This is a genomic window from Pseudomonas sp. S9 (assembly GCF_000222125.1).
In the GTDB taxonomy this organism is placed as follows: Bacteria; Pseudomonadota; Gammaproteobacteria; order Pseudomonadales; family Pseudomonadaceae; genus Aquipseudomonas; species Aquipseudomonas segetis.
In genome coordinates this window covers 153,013-167,562 of the sequence record NZ_AFFX01000009.1, presented here as the reverse complement: position 1 = coordinate 167,562, position 14,550 = coordinate 153,013, and the positions used below count along the sequence as shown (strand labels likewise).

At 58.2% G+C, this 14,550-nt stretch carries 15 protein-coding genes and 1 pseudogene; 12 read left to right on the top strand and 4 right to left on the bottom strand.

Annotation, left to right across the window (positions count from 1 at the left end; translation table 11 throughout):
- Window positions 1-121: 121 nt before the first annotated feature.
- From PSES9_RS0117030 to PSES9_RS0117020, 3 genes are all read right to left on the bottom strand, one after another.
- Entirely contained in the window at window positions 122-859 is a 738-nt protein-coding gene (locus PSES9_RS0117030) for a glycerophosphodiester phosphodiesterase (RefSeq protein WP_010488982.1), read from the bottom strand.
- 87 nt (window positions 860-946) lie between these two features.
- Window positions 947-1,249, bottom strand: a complete 303-nt coding sequence (locus tag PSES9_RS0117025; RefSeq protein ID WP_010488981.1) for a hypothetical protein — start codon at window positions 1,247-1,249, stop codon at window positions 947-949.
- A gap of 23 nt (window positions 1,250-1,272) precedes the next feature.
- Entirely contained in the window at window positions 1,273-1,854 is a 582-nt protein-coding gene (locus PSES9_RS0117020; RefSeq protein WP_010488980.1) for a PilZ domain-containing protein, read from the bottom strand.
- Between the two features lie 96 nt (window positions 1,855-1,950).
- Here PSES9_RS0117020 and PSES9_RS0117015 point away from each other — a divergent pair, with 96 nt between their 5' ends.
- Genes PSES9_RS0117015 through PSES9_RS0117005 form a run of 3 tightly spaced genes read left to right on the top strand, consistent with a single transcriptional unit; the run spans window position 1,951 to window position 5,151 of the window.
- Window positions 1,951-3,201 (top strand): lipoprotein-releasing ABC transporter permease subunit, encoded by a 1,251-nt coding sequence (locus PSES9_RS0117015; protein ID WP_010488979.1) that lies wholly within the window; start codon window positions 1,951-1,953, stop codon window positions 3,199-3,201.
- A gap of 22 nt (window positions 3,202-3,223) precedes the next feature.
- Entirely contained in the window at window positions 3,224-3,907 is a 684-nt protein-coding gene (lolD, locus tag PSES9_RS0117010) for a lipoprotein-releasing ABC transporter ATP-binding protein LolD (RefSeq protein WP_010488978.1), read from the top strand.
- Window positions 3,907-5,151, top strand: coding sequence for a lipoprotein-releasing ABC transporter permease subunit (locus PSES9_RS0117005; protein ID WP_010488977.1), 1,245 nt, complete (start codon window positions 3,907-3,909; stop codon window positions 5,149-5,151). The genes lolD and PSES9_RS0117005 overlap by 1 nt, the downstream gene beginning before the upstream one ends.
- A gap of 53 nt (window positions 5,152-5,204) precedes the next feature.
- On the opposite strand, the gene PSES9_RS0117000 is transcribed toward PSES9_RS0117005, so the two are convergent.
- Window positions 5,205-5,735, bottom strand: a complete 531-nt coding sequence (locus PSES9_RS0117000) for a DUF2062 domain-containing protein (protein WP_010488976.1) — start codon at window positions 5,733-5,735, stop codon at window positions 5,205-5,207.
- Between the two features lie 136 nt (window positions 5,736-5,871).
- On the opposite strand from PSES9_RS0117000, the gene PSES9_RS0116995 reads away from it, so the two are divergent.
- From PSES9_RS0116995 to PSES9_RS0116955, 9 genes and pseudogenes are all read left to right on the top strand, one after another.
- The gene (locus PSES9_RS0116995; RefSeq protein WP_443216059.1) at window positions 5,872-8,094 is read left to right on the top strand and encodes a DNA internalization-related competence protein ComEC/Rec2; all 2,223 of its coding nucleotides are present in this window, start codon (window positions 5,872-5,874) and stop codon (window positions 8,092-8,094) included.
- A 72-nt stretch (window positions 8,095-8,166) separates the two neighbouring features.
- Window positions 8,167-8,799 carry a MotA/TolQ/ExbB proton channel family protein gene (locus tag PSES9_RS0116990; RefSeq protein ID WP_010488974.1) on the top strand — a complete coding sequence of 211 codons (633 nt, stop codon included), beginning with the start codon at window positions 8,167-8,169 and terminating at the stop codon, window positions 8,797-8,799.
- Window positions 8,796-9,224: an ExbD/TolR family protein gene (locus tag PSES9_RS0116985; RefSeq protein WP_010488973.1), complete on the top strand. Its 429-nt coding sequence runs from the start codon at window positions 8,796-8,798 to the stop codon at window positions 9,222-9,224. Before PSES9_RS0116990 ends, PSES9_RS0116985 begins: the two co-directional genes overlap by 4 nt.
- Before the next feature lie 13 nt (window positions 9,225-9,237).
- A pseudogene (gene lpxK, locus PSES9_RS23825) lies at window positions 9,238-10,289 on the top strand (tetraacyldisaccharide 4'-kinase).
- A 49-nt stretch (window positions 10,290-10,338) separates the two neighbouring features.
- A complete protein-coding gene (locus tag PSES9_RS0116975) occupies window positions 10,339-10,524 on the top strand; it encodes a Trm112 family protein (RefSeq protein WP_010488970.1) in 186 nt (61 codons plus the stop codon).
- Window positions 10,521-11,285, top strand: a complete 765-nt coding sequence (gene kdsB, locus PSES9_RS0116970) for a 3-deoxy-manno-octulosonate cytidylyltransferase (protein WP_010488968.1) — start codon at window positions 10,521-10,523, stop codon at window positions 11,283-11,285. The genes PSES9_RS0116975 and kdsB overlap by 4 nt, the downstream gene beginning before the upstream one ends.
- A complete protein-coding gene (locus PSES9_RS0116965; protein ID WP_010488966.1) occupies window positions 11,285-11,749 on the top strand; it encodes a low molecular weight protein-tyrosine-phosphatase in 465 nt (154 codons plus the stop codon). Before kdsB ends, PSES9_RS0116965 begins: the two co-directional genes overlap by 1 nt.
- Window positions 11,746-12,765 (top strand): UDP-N-acetylmuramate dehydrogenase, encoded by a 1,020-nt coding sequence (murB, locus tag PSES9_RS0116960; protein ID WP_010488965.1) that lies wholly within the window; start codon window positions 11,746-11,748, stop codon window positions 12,763-12,765. Before PSES9_RS0116965 ends, murB begins: the two co-directional genes overlap by 4 nt.
- A gap of 155 nt (window positions 12,766-12,920) precedes the next feature.
- Window positions 12,921-14,534, top strand: a complete 1,614-nt coding sequence (locus PSES9_RS0116955; protein WP_010488963.1) for a 5-guanidino-2-oxopentanoate decarboxylase — start codon at window positions 12,921-12,923, stop codon at window positions 14,532-14,534.
- Window positions 14,535-14,550 lie beyond the last annotated feature (16 nt).

Genomic DNA, 14,550 nt, shown 5'->3' with positions numbered 1-14,550 from the left:
TGTTAAGTTATAACGTAACAGAACAAAAGCCCAATAAACATTGGTCTTTGTTCTCTCGTGGTTTGGCTTGATCGGGTCGATTTCGCTGGGCAGAGATCGACCCGCCTGGTTAAACCAGGGTTCAGGGGCGTGTCGGGTTTAGATCCTTGAGGCTTTTAACGGCGACACCGGGGAAGTCGGTGATAATGCTGTCGACCCCGAAGTCTGCCAGTCGACGCATCAGTGCTGGCTCGTTCACTGTCCAGACGGACACATGCAAACCGGCTTTTTGTGCTTTGGCCAAACGCTCCGGGGTGCAGATCGTCCAGTTGAGGGCCAGGTATTCGCATTCATAATGTTTCGCAACCTTGATCGGGTCGAGCCATGAGTACTCCGCAACCAGGCCGCGCGATAACTGTGGGGTCAGGCGTTTGAGTGCGCTGAGCACTTCCCGCGAGCTTGAGGTAACGGTGACTTTATCGCTGAGGCCATGGTGTTCGGCAAGTTCGGCGATGGCTTCGACCGTGCGTGCGGCGCGGACTTTCGAGGCGCTTTTGACTTCAAGCTGCCAATGCTCGAATGCGCAGTGCTCGAACAATTCACCCAGGCGGGGAATTGGACAGCTCTTGACCCAGCCAGGGCCACCTTTGCGTGCATCGTAAGTGACCAGCTCGTGGGCGTCGTGCTCAACCACCTTGCCTCGCCGGCCGGTGGTGCGCTTGAGGGTCGGGTCGTGGATGACCATCAACTCGCCGTCACGCGACAGGTGCAAATCCAGCTCGCAACGATTGACGCCATGCTCAAGGCATTGCTGAAAGCTGGCCAGGGTGTTTTCAGGGGCTTCGCCTTTTGCGCCACGGTGTCCATAGATCAGCGTCACAGTTGCTCCTTGGGTTTGGGCTGATCACGGCGTCAGCGATGCTCTATTGATAAAGCCAGTTGCACGGCGGGTCAAGCGGGCAGTGCGCTACTTTGCGGGATGTACAGGCATGTGGCGCACGCTATCGACGACGTGGTCATACTCAAAATACACGCTGAACTCGCGGTAGTCCCAGCGGGTGATCGGCGGTTGGCCCACTGGCTTGTGTTCTTCATCGGCCAGGCCAAAGCGATCAAGCACCGAGCTGCGCGACTCGCCGCGCCTGGGCAGTGACTGTACCTGGCTAGCGTCGCCTTGTTGGCCAATTGGAATGGTCAGGGTTTCAGCGTAGCTGCCGGTTATTGGCAGCATCAAGCTAAACGCCAGCAGAGTAGGCAGTAGACGTGGCATAGTCAGAATATCCTGGTCGATCGTCAGCTTGGGTCGGGTTGCTCAAGTGCCTGCCGGCGTTCCTGAGCCTGACGTTGAAGGATATGCCGAGCCAGCAATTGACGCTGTGCGTCGGTCAACGATTCGAACTCGGTGCCGATTTCAAATTGACCCTCGTCAATGGCCTGGCAATGGATGACTTTGGCGCGCAGCAACAGCCCAAGCGCCTGCGGCATCAGCACCAATTTAATTGCAAGGTGTGTCCCTGCTTCAACCGCTTGCGGGTTGTTGAAGCTCACGCCTCCCTCGGAGATAGTCACCTTCTTGGGTGGGCCAATATCGCCCATCAGGCTTTGTGCCACGGTTTGCCCGAGCAGGTCGATGCGCTTGTTGATCACCTTTAGATAGCTGGCTAGCGTGCGGTCGCGCTCGCTGATATGGCGTAGCAGGTGCTGCGATTCAAAGTCGAGAACATGCAACTCGCTGAGCAGGTTGAACAGCGGTGAGTTGTCATGCAACGCCTCGGCGGACTGCGCTTGAGTCTTTGAAAGGCAGCTAAATTCCAGTGCCAAGGTATCTTCGATACGATAGTATTCACGGCGATCTTGATCATCTTGAGTCGACATGGCGAACCTGAAGCAGCAGTGGTTGTCTGAGTGTAAGGCTGCTGACCCGACCTCGCCACATGGACGTTTCTCTTTTCTTCGAACAAGCCCTCAAAAATGTTCAAACCCCTGTTCGTATTTATCGGTACGCGATACACCCGCGCCAAGCGTCGCAATCATTTCGTTTCGTTTATTTCCCTGACGTCCATGATCGGGCTGGCACTGGGTGTGCTGGTGATGATCGTGGTGTTGTCGGTCATGAACGGCTTTGACCATGAGATGCGTTCGCGCGTGCTGGGCATGGTGCCCCACGCCACAATTGAAAGCCCGACGCCTATCGATGATTGGCGCAGCCTGGCTGGCAAGGCCGAGAACAACCCGCAAGTCCTGGCGGTTGCTCCCTTTAGCCAGATGCAGGGGCTGCTGACCCATGACGGCAAGGTGCAAAAGGTGCTGATCAACGCTGTCGACCCAAAAGAGGAAGCCAAGGTCTCGATCATTGGCAACTTCTTCAAGCAAGGCAGCTTGCAGGCCCTGGCACCGGGCGAGTTTGGCATTGTCATTGGTGACAACGCAGCGAAAAAGCTCGGCGTCGGCATTGGCCAGAAAATTACCTTTGTCTCACCTGAAATGACGGTGACGCCTGCCGGGATGTTCCCGCGGCTAAAGCGTTTTACCGTGGTCGGCATCTTTCATGTCGGTGCCGGTGAGATAGATGGTTACGTGGCCATGACCCATATCGAGGATTTGGCCCGCCTGCAGCGCTGGAAACCAGGGCAGGTGCAGGGTATTCGCCTGAAGTTTGCGGATCTGTTCCAGGCGCCGCGTACGGCCTGGCAGATATCGCAAAGCCTGGGAGACGGCGAGTATTACGCTCGCGACTGGACCCGTACCCACGGCAACCTGTACCAGGCCATACGCATGGAAAAAGCCATGATCGGCCTGTTGCTGCTGCTGATTGTGGCGGTGGCCGCCTTCAATATCATTTCGACCCTGGTCATGGTGGTCAACGATAAGAAAGGTGATATCGCCATTCTGCGAACACTCGGCGCCACGCCGGGGCAGATCATGCGCATATTTATGGTGCAGGGCACTGTGATTGGCGTATTTGGCACCGCGATTGGCGCTGTGCTCGGTATCTTTGCCGCACTGAATGTCAGTGCGGCAATCGCGGGCCTTGAGCATTTGCTGGGCATCAAGTTTCTTAATGCCGATGTCTATTTCATCGATTATCTGCCGTCGCAGTTTTTGCCAGCAGACGTGGTGCAAGTCTGTGCTGCGGCATTGGTGTTGAGTTTCCTCGCCACTTTGTACCCGGCCTGGCGTGCCGCACGCACCCAGCCTGCAGAGGCGTTGCGTTATGAGTAATCAGATTAAAGGTGAGCACGTGATGCAGGATCAGGCTGTTCTAAGTTGCCGCAACCTCAGCAAAAGTTACGATGAAGGCCCGCAATCGGTTGTGGTGCTCGATGACTTGCAGCTTGAGTTGTTTCCCGGTGAGCGCGTCGCCATCGTCGGCAGTTCCGGTTCGGGTAAAAGTACCTTGCTCAATATGCTTGGCGGTCTTGATACGCCAAGCGCTGGCAGCGTCTGGCTGGCGGGTGAGGAACTGTCGGCGCTGAATGAAAAGCAGCGGGGCCTGTTGCGCAACCGTTCGCTGGGCTTTGTTTATCAGTTCCATCATTTGTTACCAGAGTTCACCGCGCTGGAGAACGTCTGCATGCCGCTGCTGATTGGCCGCACCTCAATCAGCGAGGCGCGTAGCCGCGCCACGGAGTTGCTGACCCGTGTCGGGCTGGGGCATCGCCTGTCGCACAAGCCAGCCGAATTGTCCGGTGGTGAGCGCCAGCGAGTGGCAATTGCCCGCGCGCTGGTCAATCGTCCGGGGTTGGTATTGCTTGATGAACCAACCGGTAACCTTGATCACCACACCGCAGAAGGTATCCAGGAACTGATGCGCGAACTCAGCAGTTCTTCGCAAACCGCATTCTTGGTGGTGACTCACGATCTGGAACTGGCCCAGCAGATGGATCGCATCCTGCGCCTCGAAGACGGCAAGTTGGTGGCTAACTGATGTTTCGCCCGCTGAGTATCTTTATCGGTGCCCGCTACACGCGGGCCAAGCGCCGCAACCATTTTATTTCGTTTATCTCGCTGACCTCGATGATTGGCCTGGCGCTTGGCGTACTGGCCATGATTGTAGTGCTGTCGGTGATGAACGGCTTTCAAAAAGAGATGAGCTCGCGGATTCTCGGCATGGTGCCGCACGCCAGTATCTCGGCGGTCACACCGCTGGATGACTGGAAAACCGTGGCTGATGCTGCACAAAAGAATCCTGAAGTCATTGCCGCCGTACCCTTCGCGGAGCTGGAAGGGATGCTGTCCTTCCGTGGCGCCATGCAACCCATTCAGTTGCAGGGAATTGACCCGCAGCTTGAACCCAAGGTGTCGATCATCGGCGATCATATGGTCAAGGGCCGCCTGCCGGACCTGAAGCCGGGTGAGTACGGCGTGGTCATTGGTGAAATTACCGCTCGCCGTTTCCGCTTGAATATCGGTGACAAGCTGGCCTTGATCGTGCCCGAGGTCAGTTCGGTGCCGGGCGGCATCACCCCGCGCATGAAGCGCCTGAATGTGGTGGGCATCTTTAAAGTAGGCGCTGAGCTGGACAGCTCGCTGGCACTGATTAACGTTGCCGATGCCGCAGACATTCAACGCTACAAGCCAGGGCAGGTACAAAGCGTGCGCCTGAAGGTCAAGGACCTTTATGCAGCGCCGCAGGTTTCGGCGCAGGTTGCAGCCAGCCTGGGCGCTGATTACCGCGCCAGTGACTGGACGCTGACCCAAGGCAGCCTGTTCAGCGCCATGAAGATGGAAAAGACCATGATTGGCTTGTTGTTGCTGCTGATCGTGGCCGTTGCCGCATTCAATATCATTGCCACATTGATCATGGTGGTTGCCGATAAGGGCGCGGATATCGCCATCTTGCGCACCATTGGCGCTACGCCTCGGCAGATCATGGGCATTTTCATTGTGCAGGGCACTGTGATCGGCACGGTGGGCACCTTGATCGGCTGCGCGCTTGGCATTGTTGCCGCCTTGAATGTCAGCCAGTTGGTGGGCTGGATAGAGCGGGTCAGCGGCCAGCATGTATTCAGTTCCGATGTCTATTTCATCAGCAACCTGCCTTCGCAGCTGCAGCTGACCGATGTGCTGCTGATTTGTGCGGCAGCATTTGGCCTGAGCTTCCTGGCGACGCTGTATCCATCCTGGCGAGCATCTCGCATTCAACCTGCCGAGGCCTTGCGCTACGAGTAGGTTGGCGGCTTTGCAGGCATAAAAAAGCCGCTCATTGGAGCGGCTTTTTTGTGTCAGTCCGACTGCTTGGCACGACGACGTTCCTGGCGTTTACGCCAGCTGTGTCTGACCCACCAATGCCAGTAAGCGTTGGTGGCGAAATAACCGATAAGGGCCAGGATGGCGCCGAGGGTGAAGGAACCTAGAAACAGTGGTTGCCAGTGGGTTTGCAGCACCTGTCCAACCCAGGCGAGGGTGACATGTTCCGGAATGTGCAGGGTCGGTGTGTCGGTTAGCCAGGCGCCGAATTTATAGCTGCAATAAAACACCGGCGGCATGGTCAGGGGGTTTGTCAGCCACACCAGGCCAATGGAGATCGGCATGTTGGCGCGAGTGGGAATCGCAGTCAGTGCGGCCGCCAGCATCTGCATGGGCATTGGAATCATGGCCCAGAAAAGGCCAATGGCCATTGCCCGCGAGACTGAGTGGCGATTGAGGTGCCAGAGGTTGGGGTCATGCATGAGCGTCCCCAGAAAACGCAGGGATTTGTTGCCCTTGATTCGATCTGGGTTAGGCATGTAGCGTTTGAATAAACGACGCGGCATGAAGGTTCTCTGGCAGGCTTGAGCGGCAATATTATGCACACATTCATCATGCGGTGCCGCCTCAGATTGTGAGACTGTCTGTTACACAACCGAACACAGCCGGATTTCACGGATGAAATCCTGAAGGCAGGCAATGATGCTGACACAGATGATAGCGCTGATTGCGGGTCTACTCACGTTAAGCTTTCTGCCGCATTTACCCGCGCCTTGGTTTTTGCTCCTGTGCCTGCTCATGGCGTTGCTGCTGGTTTGGCGTCAGCGATTGCCAGCGGCCTTGTTCCTGCTGGGTTTTGTCTGGGCTTGCGTGTGCGGGCAATGGGCGCTTGATGATCGGCTCAATCCGGAGTTGGACGGTCGAACCCTGTGGCTGCAGGGCAAGGTGGTTGGCTTGCCCGAGCAAGACGGCAAGGTTATCCGCTTCCAGTTGGCGGATGCGCACTCGCGACGGGCCGCGCTGCCAAAACTACTGCGCTTGTCCTGGTATGGCGGGCCGCCCCTTGCGGCAGGCGAGACCTGGCGACTTGCGGTGCGCCTGAAAAGACCCCATGCATTGGTCAACCCCCAGTCGTTCGACTATGAACTCTGGCTGCTCGCCCAGGGCATTGGCGGCACCGGCACCATCAAGGCGGGTGAGCGCCTGGGTATTGGTAGCGGTATTGCAACCTGGCGCCAGCAGATTCGCCAGCGCATTCTAGCCACCCCGGCCCATGGTCGCGAAGGTGCCTTGACAGCTTTGGTGCTGGGCGATGGCTCGGGGCTGAGTACCGATGACTGGCGTACGTTGCAGCATACCGGCACGATTCATTTAATGGTGATCTCTGGCCAGCACATCGGTCTGTTGGCTGGGTTGCTTTATGGCTTGGTTGCAGGGCTCGCACGCTTTGGTTACTGGCCAGCGGCATTGCCCTGGCTGCCCTGTGCCTGCTTGTCCGGGTTTGCTGGCGCCATTGTCTATGGCGCTTTGGCAGGCTTTGAAGTGCCGGTGCAGCGCGCCTGCGTGATGGTCGGCATGGTGCTGTTATGGCGCTGGCGTTTTCGTCACCTCGGCGTGTTGCTTCCGCTCTTGTCCGCGATGTTGGTTATCCTGCTTTGGCAGCCACTGGCAAGCCTGCAACCAGGTTTTTGGCTGTCATTTGGCGCTGCGGGCTTGCTTATGCTGGTGTTTAGTGGGCGCCTGGGCCGGTTGAGCGGCTGGCGTTCGCTGGGGCGCGCGCAATGGGCTATGACCCTCGGCTTATTGCCGCTGTTGCTGGGGTTGGGCTTGCCGGTCAGCATCAGTGGTCCACTGGTTAATTTATTCGCCGTGCCCTTGGTTGGATTGGTGATTGTGCCGCTGGCATTGCTGGGCACCTTGTTGTTGCCGCTGCCCTGGTTCGGCACGGCAGTGCTTGGGCTTGCTGGTGGCTTGCTTGAGTTGTTCTTTCGCACGCTGGAGTCCATCGCTCTGCGGTTCCCGGCCTGGTTACCTGCCGGCTTGCCGCTGTGGGCCTGGTTGTTGGTAGCCATTGCGCTTTTGCTGTTGTTGGCCCCACGAGGTATCCCCGGGCGTAGCCTGGCGTGGTTTTTAGTCTTGCCATTGTTCTTTACAAAGCCTTCGTTGCCACCTGAAGGGCGGGCGCGGGTGATCATGTTCGACGTCGGGCAAGGCACCTCTGTGCTGGTGCAAACCCGCGAGCATGCGCTGTTGTATGACGCAGGCGCACGCTCTCCTGGGTTTGATATCGGTGAGCGCGTGGTCCTGCCGTCTTTGCGAGCGCTGGGGTTGAGTGAGCTGGATATCATGCTGATAAGCCATGCGGACAACGATCACAGCGGTGGCGCCCTGGCGATTCATCAAGGCATGACCCTGGGACAGGTCTTCAGCGGGCAACCTGCAGGCTTGCCCGAGGCGCTTGATGCCCAGCCGTGCACGGCTTCCACTTGGCAATGGAATCAGGTGCGTTTCAGCACTTGGCAATGGCCGGACGCTATTGAGTCCAATGCCTTGTCCTGTGTCCTGATGGTTGAGGCGGCTGGCGAGCGCTTGCTGTTAACCGGTGATATCGATGCCGAGGCCGAGCGGGCCTGGGTGCGCAGCTGGCATGATTGGCATGCGCAATGGCTTATGGCGCCCCATCACGGCAGCCGCAGTTCATCATCGCAATTGTTTATCGATGCCGTTGCCCCGCACTCGGTATTGATAGCCCGGGGAAAACATAATGCCTATGGCCATCCGCACCCGGAAGTTGTGCGCCGCTATCAACAGTCAGGCGCCACCCTGTACGACAGCGTGGAGCAGGGGGCAGTGATTATTGAGCTGGGTTCTTTGCTGCCTGCGCAAGGAATGCGAAAAATACCGCGGTTCTGGCGAGAAAAATGAGAACAGCGACGGTCGGCGAGGTCACGGCCCTATGCTAGAGTGACGCCAATTTTGTTGAGGGGATACGCCACCGTGTGGGAATTGGTTAAAGCTGGCGGCTGGATCATGCTGCCGATCATCATGTGTTCTATCGTTGCTGCGGCCATAGTAGCCGAGCGCCTGTGGACGTTACGGCCAAGCCGTGTCACCCCGCCCAACCTGCTGGGCAAGGTCTGGCAATGGATCAAAGACAAAAAGCTCAATAACCAGAAGCTCAAGGAGCTGCGCGCGGATTCGCCGCTCGGTGAGATTTTGGCTGCAGGCCTGGCTAACTCCAAGCATGGCCGCGAGATCATGAAAGAGTGCATTGAAGAAGCTGCAGCTCGGGTTGTGCACGACATGGAGCGCTACCTCAACGCACTTGGCACCATCGCCGGTATTGCGCCATTACTCGGCTTGCTTGGTACTGTGCTGGGCATGATTGAGATCTTCAGCTCATTCATGGGCGCCGGCATGGCCAATGCGCCGGTGCTCGCCGGCGGTATTGCCAAAGCCCTGATTACCACGGCAGCGGGCCTGATCGTGGCAATCCCGGCGCTGTTCTTCCACCGTTACCTGCAGCGTCGAGTCGATGAGCTGGTAGTTGGCATGGAGCAGGAGGCAATCAAGCTGGTCGAGGTGGTGCAGGGCGACCGCGAAGTTGATCTGGGTGGAGACAAGGCGTGAAGTTCCGGCGTAAAGCGCGGGAAAACGTCGAGATCAATCTGGCGCCGCTGATTGACGTGGTGTTTATCCTGCTGTTGTTTTTCGTGGTGACCACGACCTTCACTCGTGAAACCCAGATGAAGGTCGATTTGCCCGAGGCGGTTACTGGTGCTCCGCTAACGGATGCTGAAACCAAGCCGCTGGAGATATTGATTGCAGCAGACGGCAGTTTTTCAATCAACGGCAAGGCGTTGCTGAAAAGTGACCTGGAAACCTTGATTGCCGCATTGCAAAAAGAGGCTGCTGGCGATTTCAATCAGCCACTGACCATCAGCGCCGACGGTAAAACCCCGCACCAATCGGTCATCACGGCAATGGATGCAGCTGGCAAGCTGGGTTTTGCTCACTTGCGCATGACCACGGTCGAGGCGCAGCCAAAGCCTTGACGGAGATTGCGTGATGGCACTGTCTGATCGACTGGTCGATGCCTGGTATACCGGGCATCCGGCTCTGGCGCTTCTCGCGCCGCTGGAGGCCTTGTATCGCCAGGTGGTTCAGCGCAAGCGTGCACGATTTATCGCGGGCGAGGGTGATATCTATCGTGCTCCGGTGCCAGTGATCGTGGTGGGTAATATCACGGTCGGCGGCACCGGCAAGACCCCGATGATCCTTTGGCTGATCGAGCAATGCCAGCAACGCGGGCTCAAGGTCGGCGTTGTCAGCCGGGGTTATGGCGCTAAACCGCCGGCCTTCCCCTGGCGGGTCGCGGCAGACCAGAGCGCCGCTGTGGCCGGGGACGAGCCGTTGTTGATCGTCCAGCGCAGTGGCGTTGCGCTGATGATTGACCCGGACCGCAGTCGCGCGGTGCAAGCCTTGCTCGAGGCTGAGCCGCTAGACCTGATTCTCAGTGATGACGGCTTGCAGCATTACCGGCTGGCGCGTGACCTGGAGTTGGTGCTGGTGGATGCCGCGCGAGGCTTCGGCAACCAGCGCTGCCTGCCGGCGGGGCCACTGCGTGAGCCGATGCAGCGTCTGCAAAGTGTCGATGCGCTACTGTACAACGGGGTCTCCAGCGATCCACAAGATGCCTTTGCATTTACCTTGCAACCGACCCAACTGATCAACGTGCGCAGCGGCGAATCGCGTCCGCTCGATCATTTCCCGGCGGGTCAGGCGCTACACGGCGTGGCGGGAATCGGCAATCCGCAGCGTTTCTTCAACACGCTCGAAGGGCTACACTGGCGGGGAAATGCGCATGCTTTTTCTTCAACACGCTCGAAGGGCTACACTGGCGGGTAAATGCGCATGCTTTTGCTGATCACGCCGCCTACAGTCGTGAGTTGCTGAATTTCAGCCCAGACTTGCCGGTGGTCATGACCGAGAAAGATGCAGTGAAGTGCCGCGATTTTGCGGCTGATGATTGGTGGTATCTGGCAGTCGATGCGCAGCCCTCGCAGGCATTCGTCGACTGGTTTGATGCACAATTGAAGACTTTATTGCCTGCGAGCTAGCTTTATACTGGCAAGCTGTATGCACGCCGTTTTACCTCAAGGATCACCCATGGACCCGAAATTACTCGATATCTTGGCCTGCCCGCTGTGCAAAGGCCCGCTGAAGCTGGCCAGCGATAAAACCGAACTGGTGTGCAAGGCCGACGCGCTGGCGTTTCCAGTGCGCGATGGCATTCCGGTGATGCTCGAAACCGAAGCCCGGACCCTCAATGTAGACGAGCGTCTGGATAAATGAGCCAAGCATTCAGCGTTGTCATTCCTGCGCGTTACGCTTCGACCCGCCTGCCGGGCAAGCCCTTGCAGGATATCGGCGGTAAGCCGATGGTCCAGCACGTCTGGGAGCAGGCCTGCAAAAGCAATGCGCAGCGGGTGGTTGTCGCCACCGATGATGCGCGTATTGTCGACGCTTGCAAGGCATTTGGCGCGCAAGTGGTGCTGACCCGGGTTGATCACAATTCCGGGACTGATCGCTTGGCTGAGGTCGCAACTGCGCTGGGCCTGGAGCCCGATGCCATTGTGGTCAATGTGCAGGGCGACGAGCCGATGATACCGCCTTTGATCATCGATCAGGTCGCGGCCAACCTGGCGGCCAATCCGCAAGCGGCCATTGCCACGCTGGCTGAGCCCATCGAAGATGTTGCTGCGCTGTTCAATCCCAATGTGGTCAAGGTCGCCACCGATGTGACCGGCCTGGCGCTGACCTTCAGTCGCGCGCCATTGCCATGGGCTCGGGATGCATTTGCTGCCAGCCGTGAACACTTGCCTGCTGATGTGCCTTATCGTCGTCACATCGGCATTTACGCTTATCGCACCCAGTTTCTCCACGACTTTGTCGCCTGGGGTCCATGCTGGCTGGAAAACACCGAGTGCCTGGAGCAGCTTCGTGCGCTCTGGCACGGCGTGCGTATTCATGTAGCCGATGCACTTGAAGCGCCGCCTGCGGGCGTTGATACCCAGGAAGATCTCGACCGTGTACGTCAGTTGTTGAGCCAGTAATGCGCGTTTTATTCGTCTGCCTGGGCAACATCTGTCGTTCGCCAACGGCCGAGGCTGTGTTTCGCCACAAGCTGGAGCAGGCTGGGCTGGCAGGCTTGGTGCAGGTCGATTCGGCGGGCACTGGCGACTGGCATGTGGGCAAGCCTGCGGACACCCGCACCAGACGCGCCGCGCAACTGCGTGGCTATGATATGTCTGCCTTGCGCGGTCGTCAGGTCGAGGCCGCTGATTTTCAGCGTTTTGACCTGGTGCTGGCCATGGATCACAGTAACCTGGACAACCTCAAGCGTTTGCGCTCGGGCAATCAAGGCGCAGAACTGGATTTGTTCCTGCGTCGTTACCAGCTTGAAGTCGATGAGGTCCCAGACCCTTATTACGGTGGCGAACAAGGATTCGAGAATGTGCTCGACCTGATTGAGCGCGCCAGCGACGCCTTGCTGGTCGAAGTCAAGGGACGGTTATGAAGTTGCACGTCGAGCGCGGAGTTTCGCTCAAGCCCTATAACAGTTTCGGTATTGATGTGCTCGCTGCGCAATTTGCCGAAGCGCACAACGATGATCAGGTACGCGCCGCGATTGCCTATGCCGAAACCCAACAGTTGCCGCTGATGCTGCTCGGTGGCGGCAGTAACCTGCTGCTCACCGCGGATGTCGATGCACTGGTGCTGCGCATGAGCGGCCTTGGTATTCGTATTCTCAGTGAAGATGATCAGCGCGTGGTGGTCGAGGCAGAAGCCGGGGAGCCTTGGCATCCATTTGTGCAATGGACGCTCGGCCATGGCCTGGCGGGGCTGGAAAACCTCAGCCTGATCCCGGGCACAGTGGGCGCTGCGCCGATGCAGAATATCGGTGCCTACGGCGTTGAGATCAAAGACCTGTTTGTCGGTCTCACGGCCCTTGATCGACAAACGGGCGAAGTCCGTGAGTTCAACCTGCAAGACTGCCAGTTTGGTTACCGCGACAGCCTTTTCAAGCGGGAAGCGGGGCGCTGGATTATCTTGCGTGTGCGCTTCGCCCTGAGTCGTACTGCGCATTTGAACCTGGCGTATGGCCCGGTCAAGCAGCGCTTGAGCGAGGAGGGTATCGACAAGCCGACCGCCCGGGATGTCAGCCGTGCGATCTGTGCGATTCGCAGCGAGAAGCTGCCAGACCCGGCAGTGCTGGGTAATGCCGGTAGTTTCTTTAAAAACCCGGTGGTCTGCGCCGAGCAGGTTGAGCATTTGCGCAGGCTGCATGCCGATCTGGTGGCATATCCGCAGGAAGATGGCCAGTTCAAGCTCGCCGCGGGCTGGTTGATCGAGCGGGCAGGCTGGAAGGGCTTTCGTGATGGCGATGCCGGCGTACACCGGCTGCAGGCCTTGGTGCTGGTCAATTATGGCAATGCCAGCGGCAAGCAGTTACTGGCGCTTGCCCGGCGTATCCAGGCTGATATCAAGCAGCGCTTCGCCATTGAGCTTGAGATAGAACCCAACGTGGTTTGACTCTGCAAGCCACGCAAATAACAGGATTGATTACTGATCGACCCGGGCTGCACCTAAAACTGCCTGGGAAAGTTGAAACAAAACTGCCTATGTTATCGATAACATTATGCTGTTAAAGTAGCGCTCACTGTTATTTTTGTCTTGGAGTGCTGGCCATGCTGACGTGTGGAGAATTGTTGGTTGAGATGTTGGAAGACTGCGGTGTGGATACTGTCTTTGGTATCCCCGGTGTGCATACCGTAGAGCTTTATCGTGGCCTGCCATCGACCAAGATCAACCACATTACGCCACGGCACGAGCAGGGCGCGGGCTTTATGGCCGATGGCTATGCGCGGGTCAGCGGCAAGCCGGGCGTGTGCTTTATCATCACCGGACCAGGCATGACCAACATCACCACGGCCATGGGCCAGGCCTATGCGGATTCGGTGCCGATGCTGGTGATTTCCAGTGTCAACAACACCGAGCAACTGGCCATGGGCGGCGGTCGCCTCCACGAGCTGCCGTCGCAAAGCAACCTGGTCTCGGGTGTGGCTGCGTTCAGTCATACCCTGATGCGTCCGGATGAACTGCCGGATGTGCTTGCGCGTGCGTTTGCCGTCTTTAACAGCGCGCGGCCGCGTCCGGTGCATATCGAGATCCCGATTAACGTGATCACCGCGCCTGCCGACCATGTCAAGCGTAAACTGGGTGCTGTACCCAGCCGCCCGGCGCCATGCCCGGATGCAATCTCGCGTGCGGTACAGATGCTCAAATCCGCTCAGCGGCCATTGGTGCTGCTTGGCGGCGGTACTGCCAGTGCCAGCGCAGAAGCGTTGCGTCTGGTCGAGGCCTTGGATGCGCCGACTGCCTATACGGTCAATGCCAAGGGCGTACTGCCCAAGGGGCACCCGCTGGCACTGGGCTCGAACCAGTCGTTGGTGCCGGTGCGTGAGCTGGTGTTGCAGTCCGATGTGGTATTGGCGATCGGTACCGAACTGGGTGAAACCGATTATGACGCTGTGTTCGACGGCAATTTCCGCATCGACAGCCAGTTGATCAGGATCGATATCGATGCCGAGCAGTTGAACCGCAACTATCCGGCCGATATCGCCATTCTCAGCGATTCACGCCTGGCTATCCAGGCACTGTTGGCAGGGCTGGGCGAGGGCGCAGCTTTCAATGAGGACAGCCCTGGTTGCAAGCTGGCGGCGAAGGTTCGCAAGCAGCTCGAAGCCTTGATCCCGGATGCCTGGCATGCGCAGAAACGGGTGCTGGATGTCTTGCAGGAAACCTTGCCCGATATGATTTTTGCCGGTGACTCGACGCAGATTGTCTACTCCGGCAACCACCTGTTTGAAGCCAATTCGCCACGGACCTGGTTCAACTCGTCCACTGGTTACGGCACCTTGGGCTATGGTTTGCCGGCGGCCATCGGCGCCAAGCTGGCTGCACCACAGCGGCCGGTGGTATCACTGATCGGTGATGGTGGTATCCAGTTCACCCTGCCTGAGCTGGCTTCGGCGGTCGAGGCCAATGCGCCGGTTATCGTCCTGTTGTGGAACAACAGTGGCTACGGTGAGATCAAGCGTTATATGCAGAACCGCAATATCCCGACCATTGGCGTTGATATCTACACCCCGGACTTCCTCGCACTTGCCAGGGGCTTTGGCTGCAACGCCGAACGCGCCGAGAGCTTTGCCCAACTGCGCGATTTGTTGCAGAGCGCGGCCAAGGCTGATCGCCCAACGGTGATCGAGATTCAGGAAAGCGCAGCCTTTCTGACGGCTTAACCCTGGGGCGAGCTGG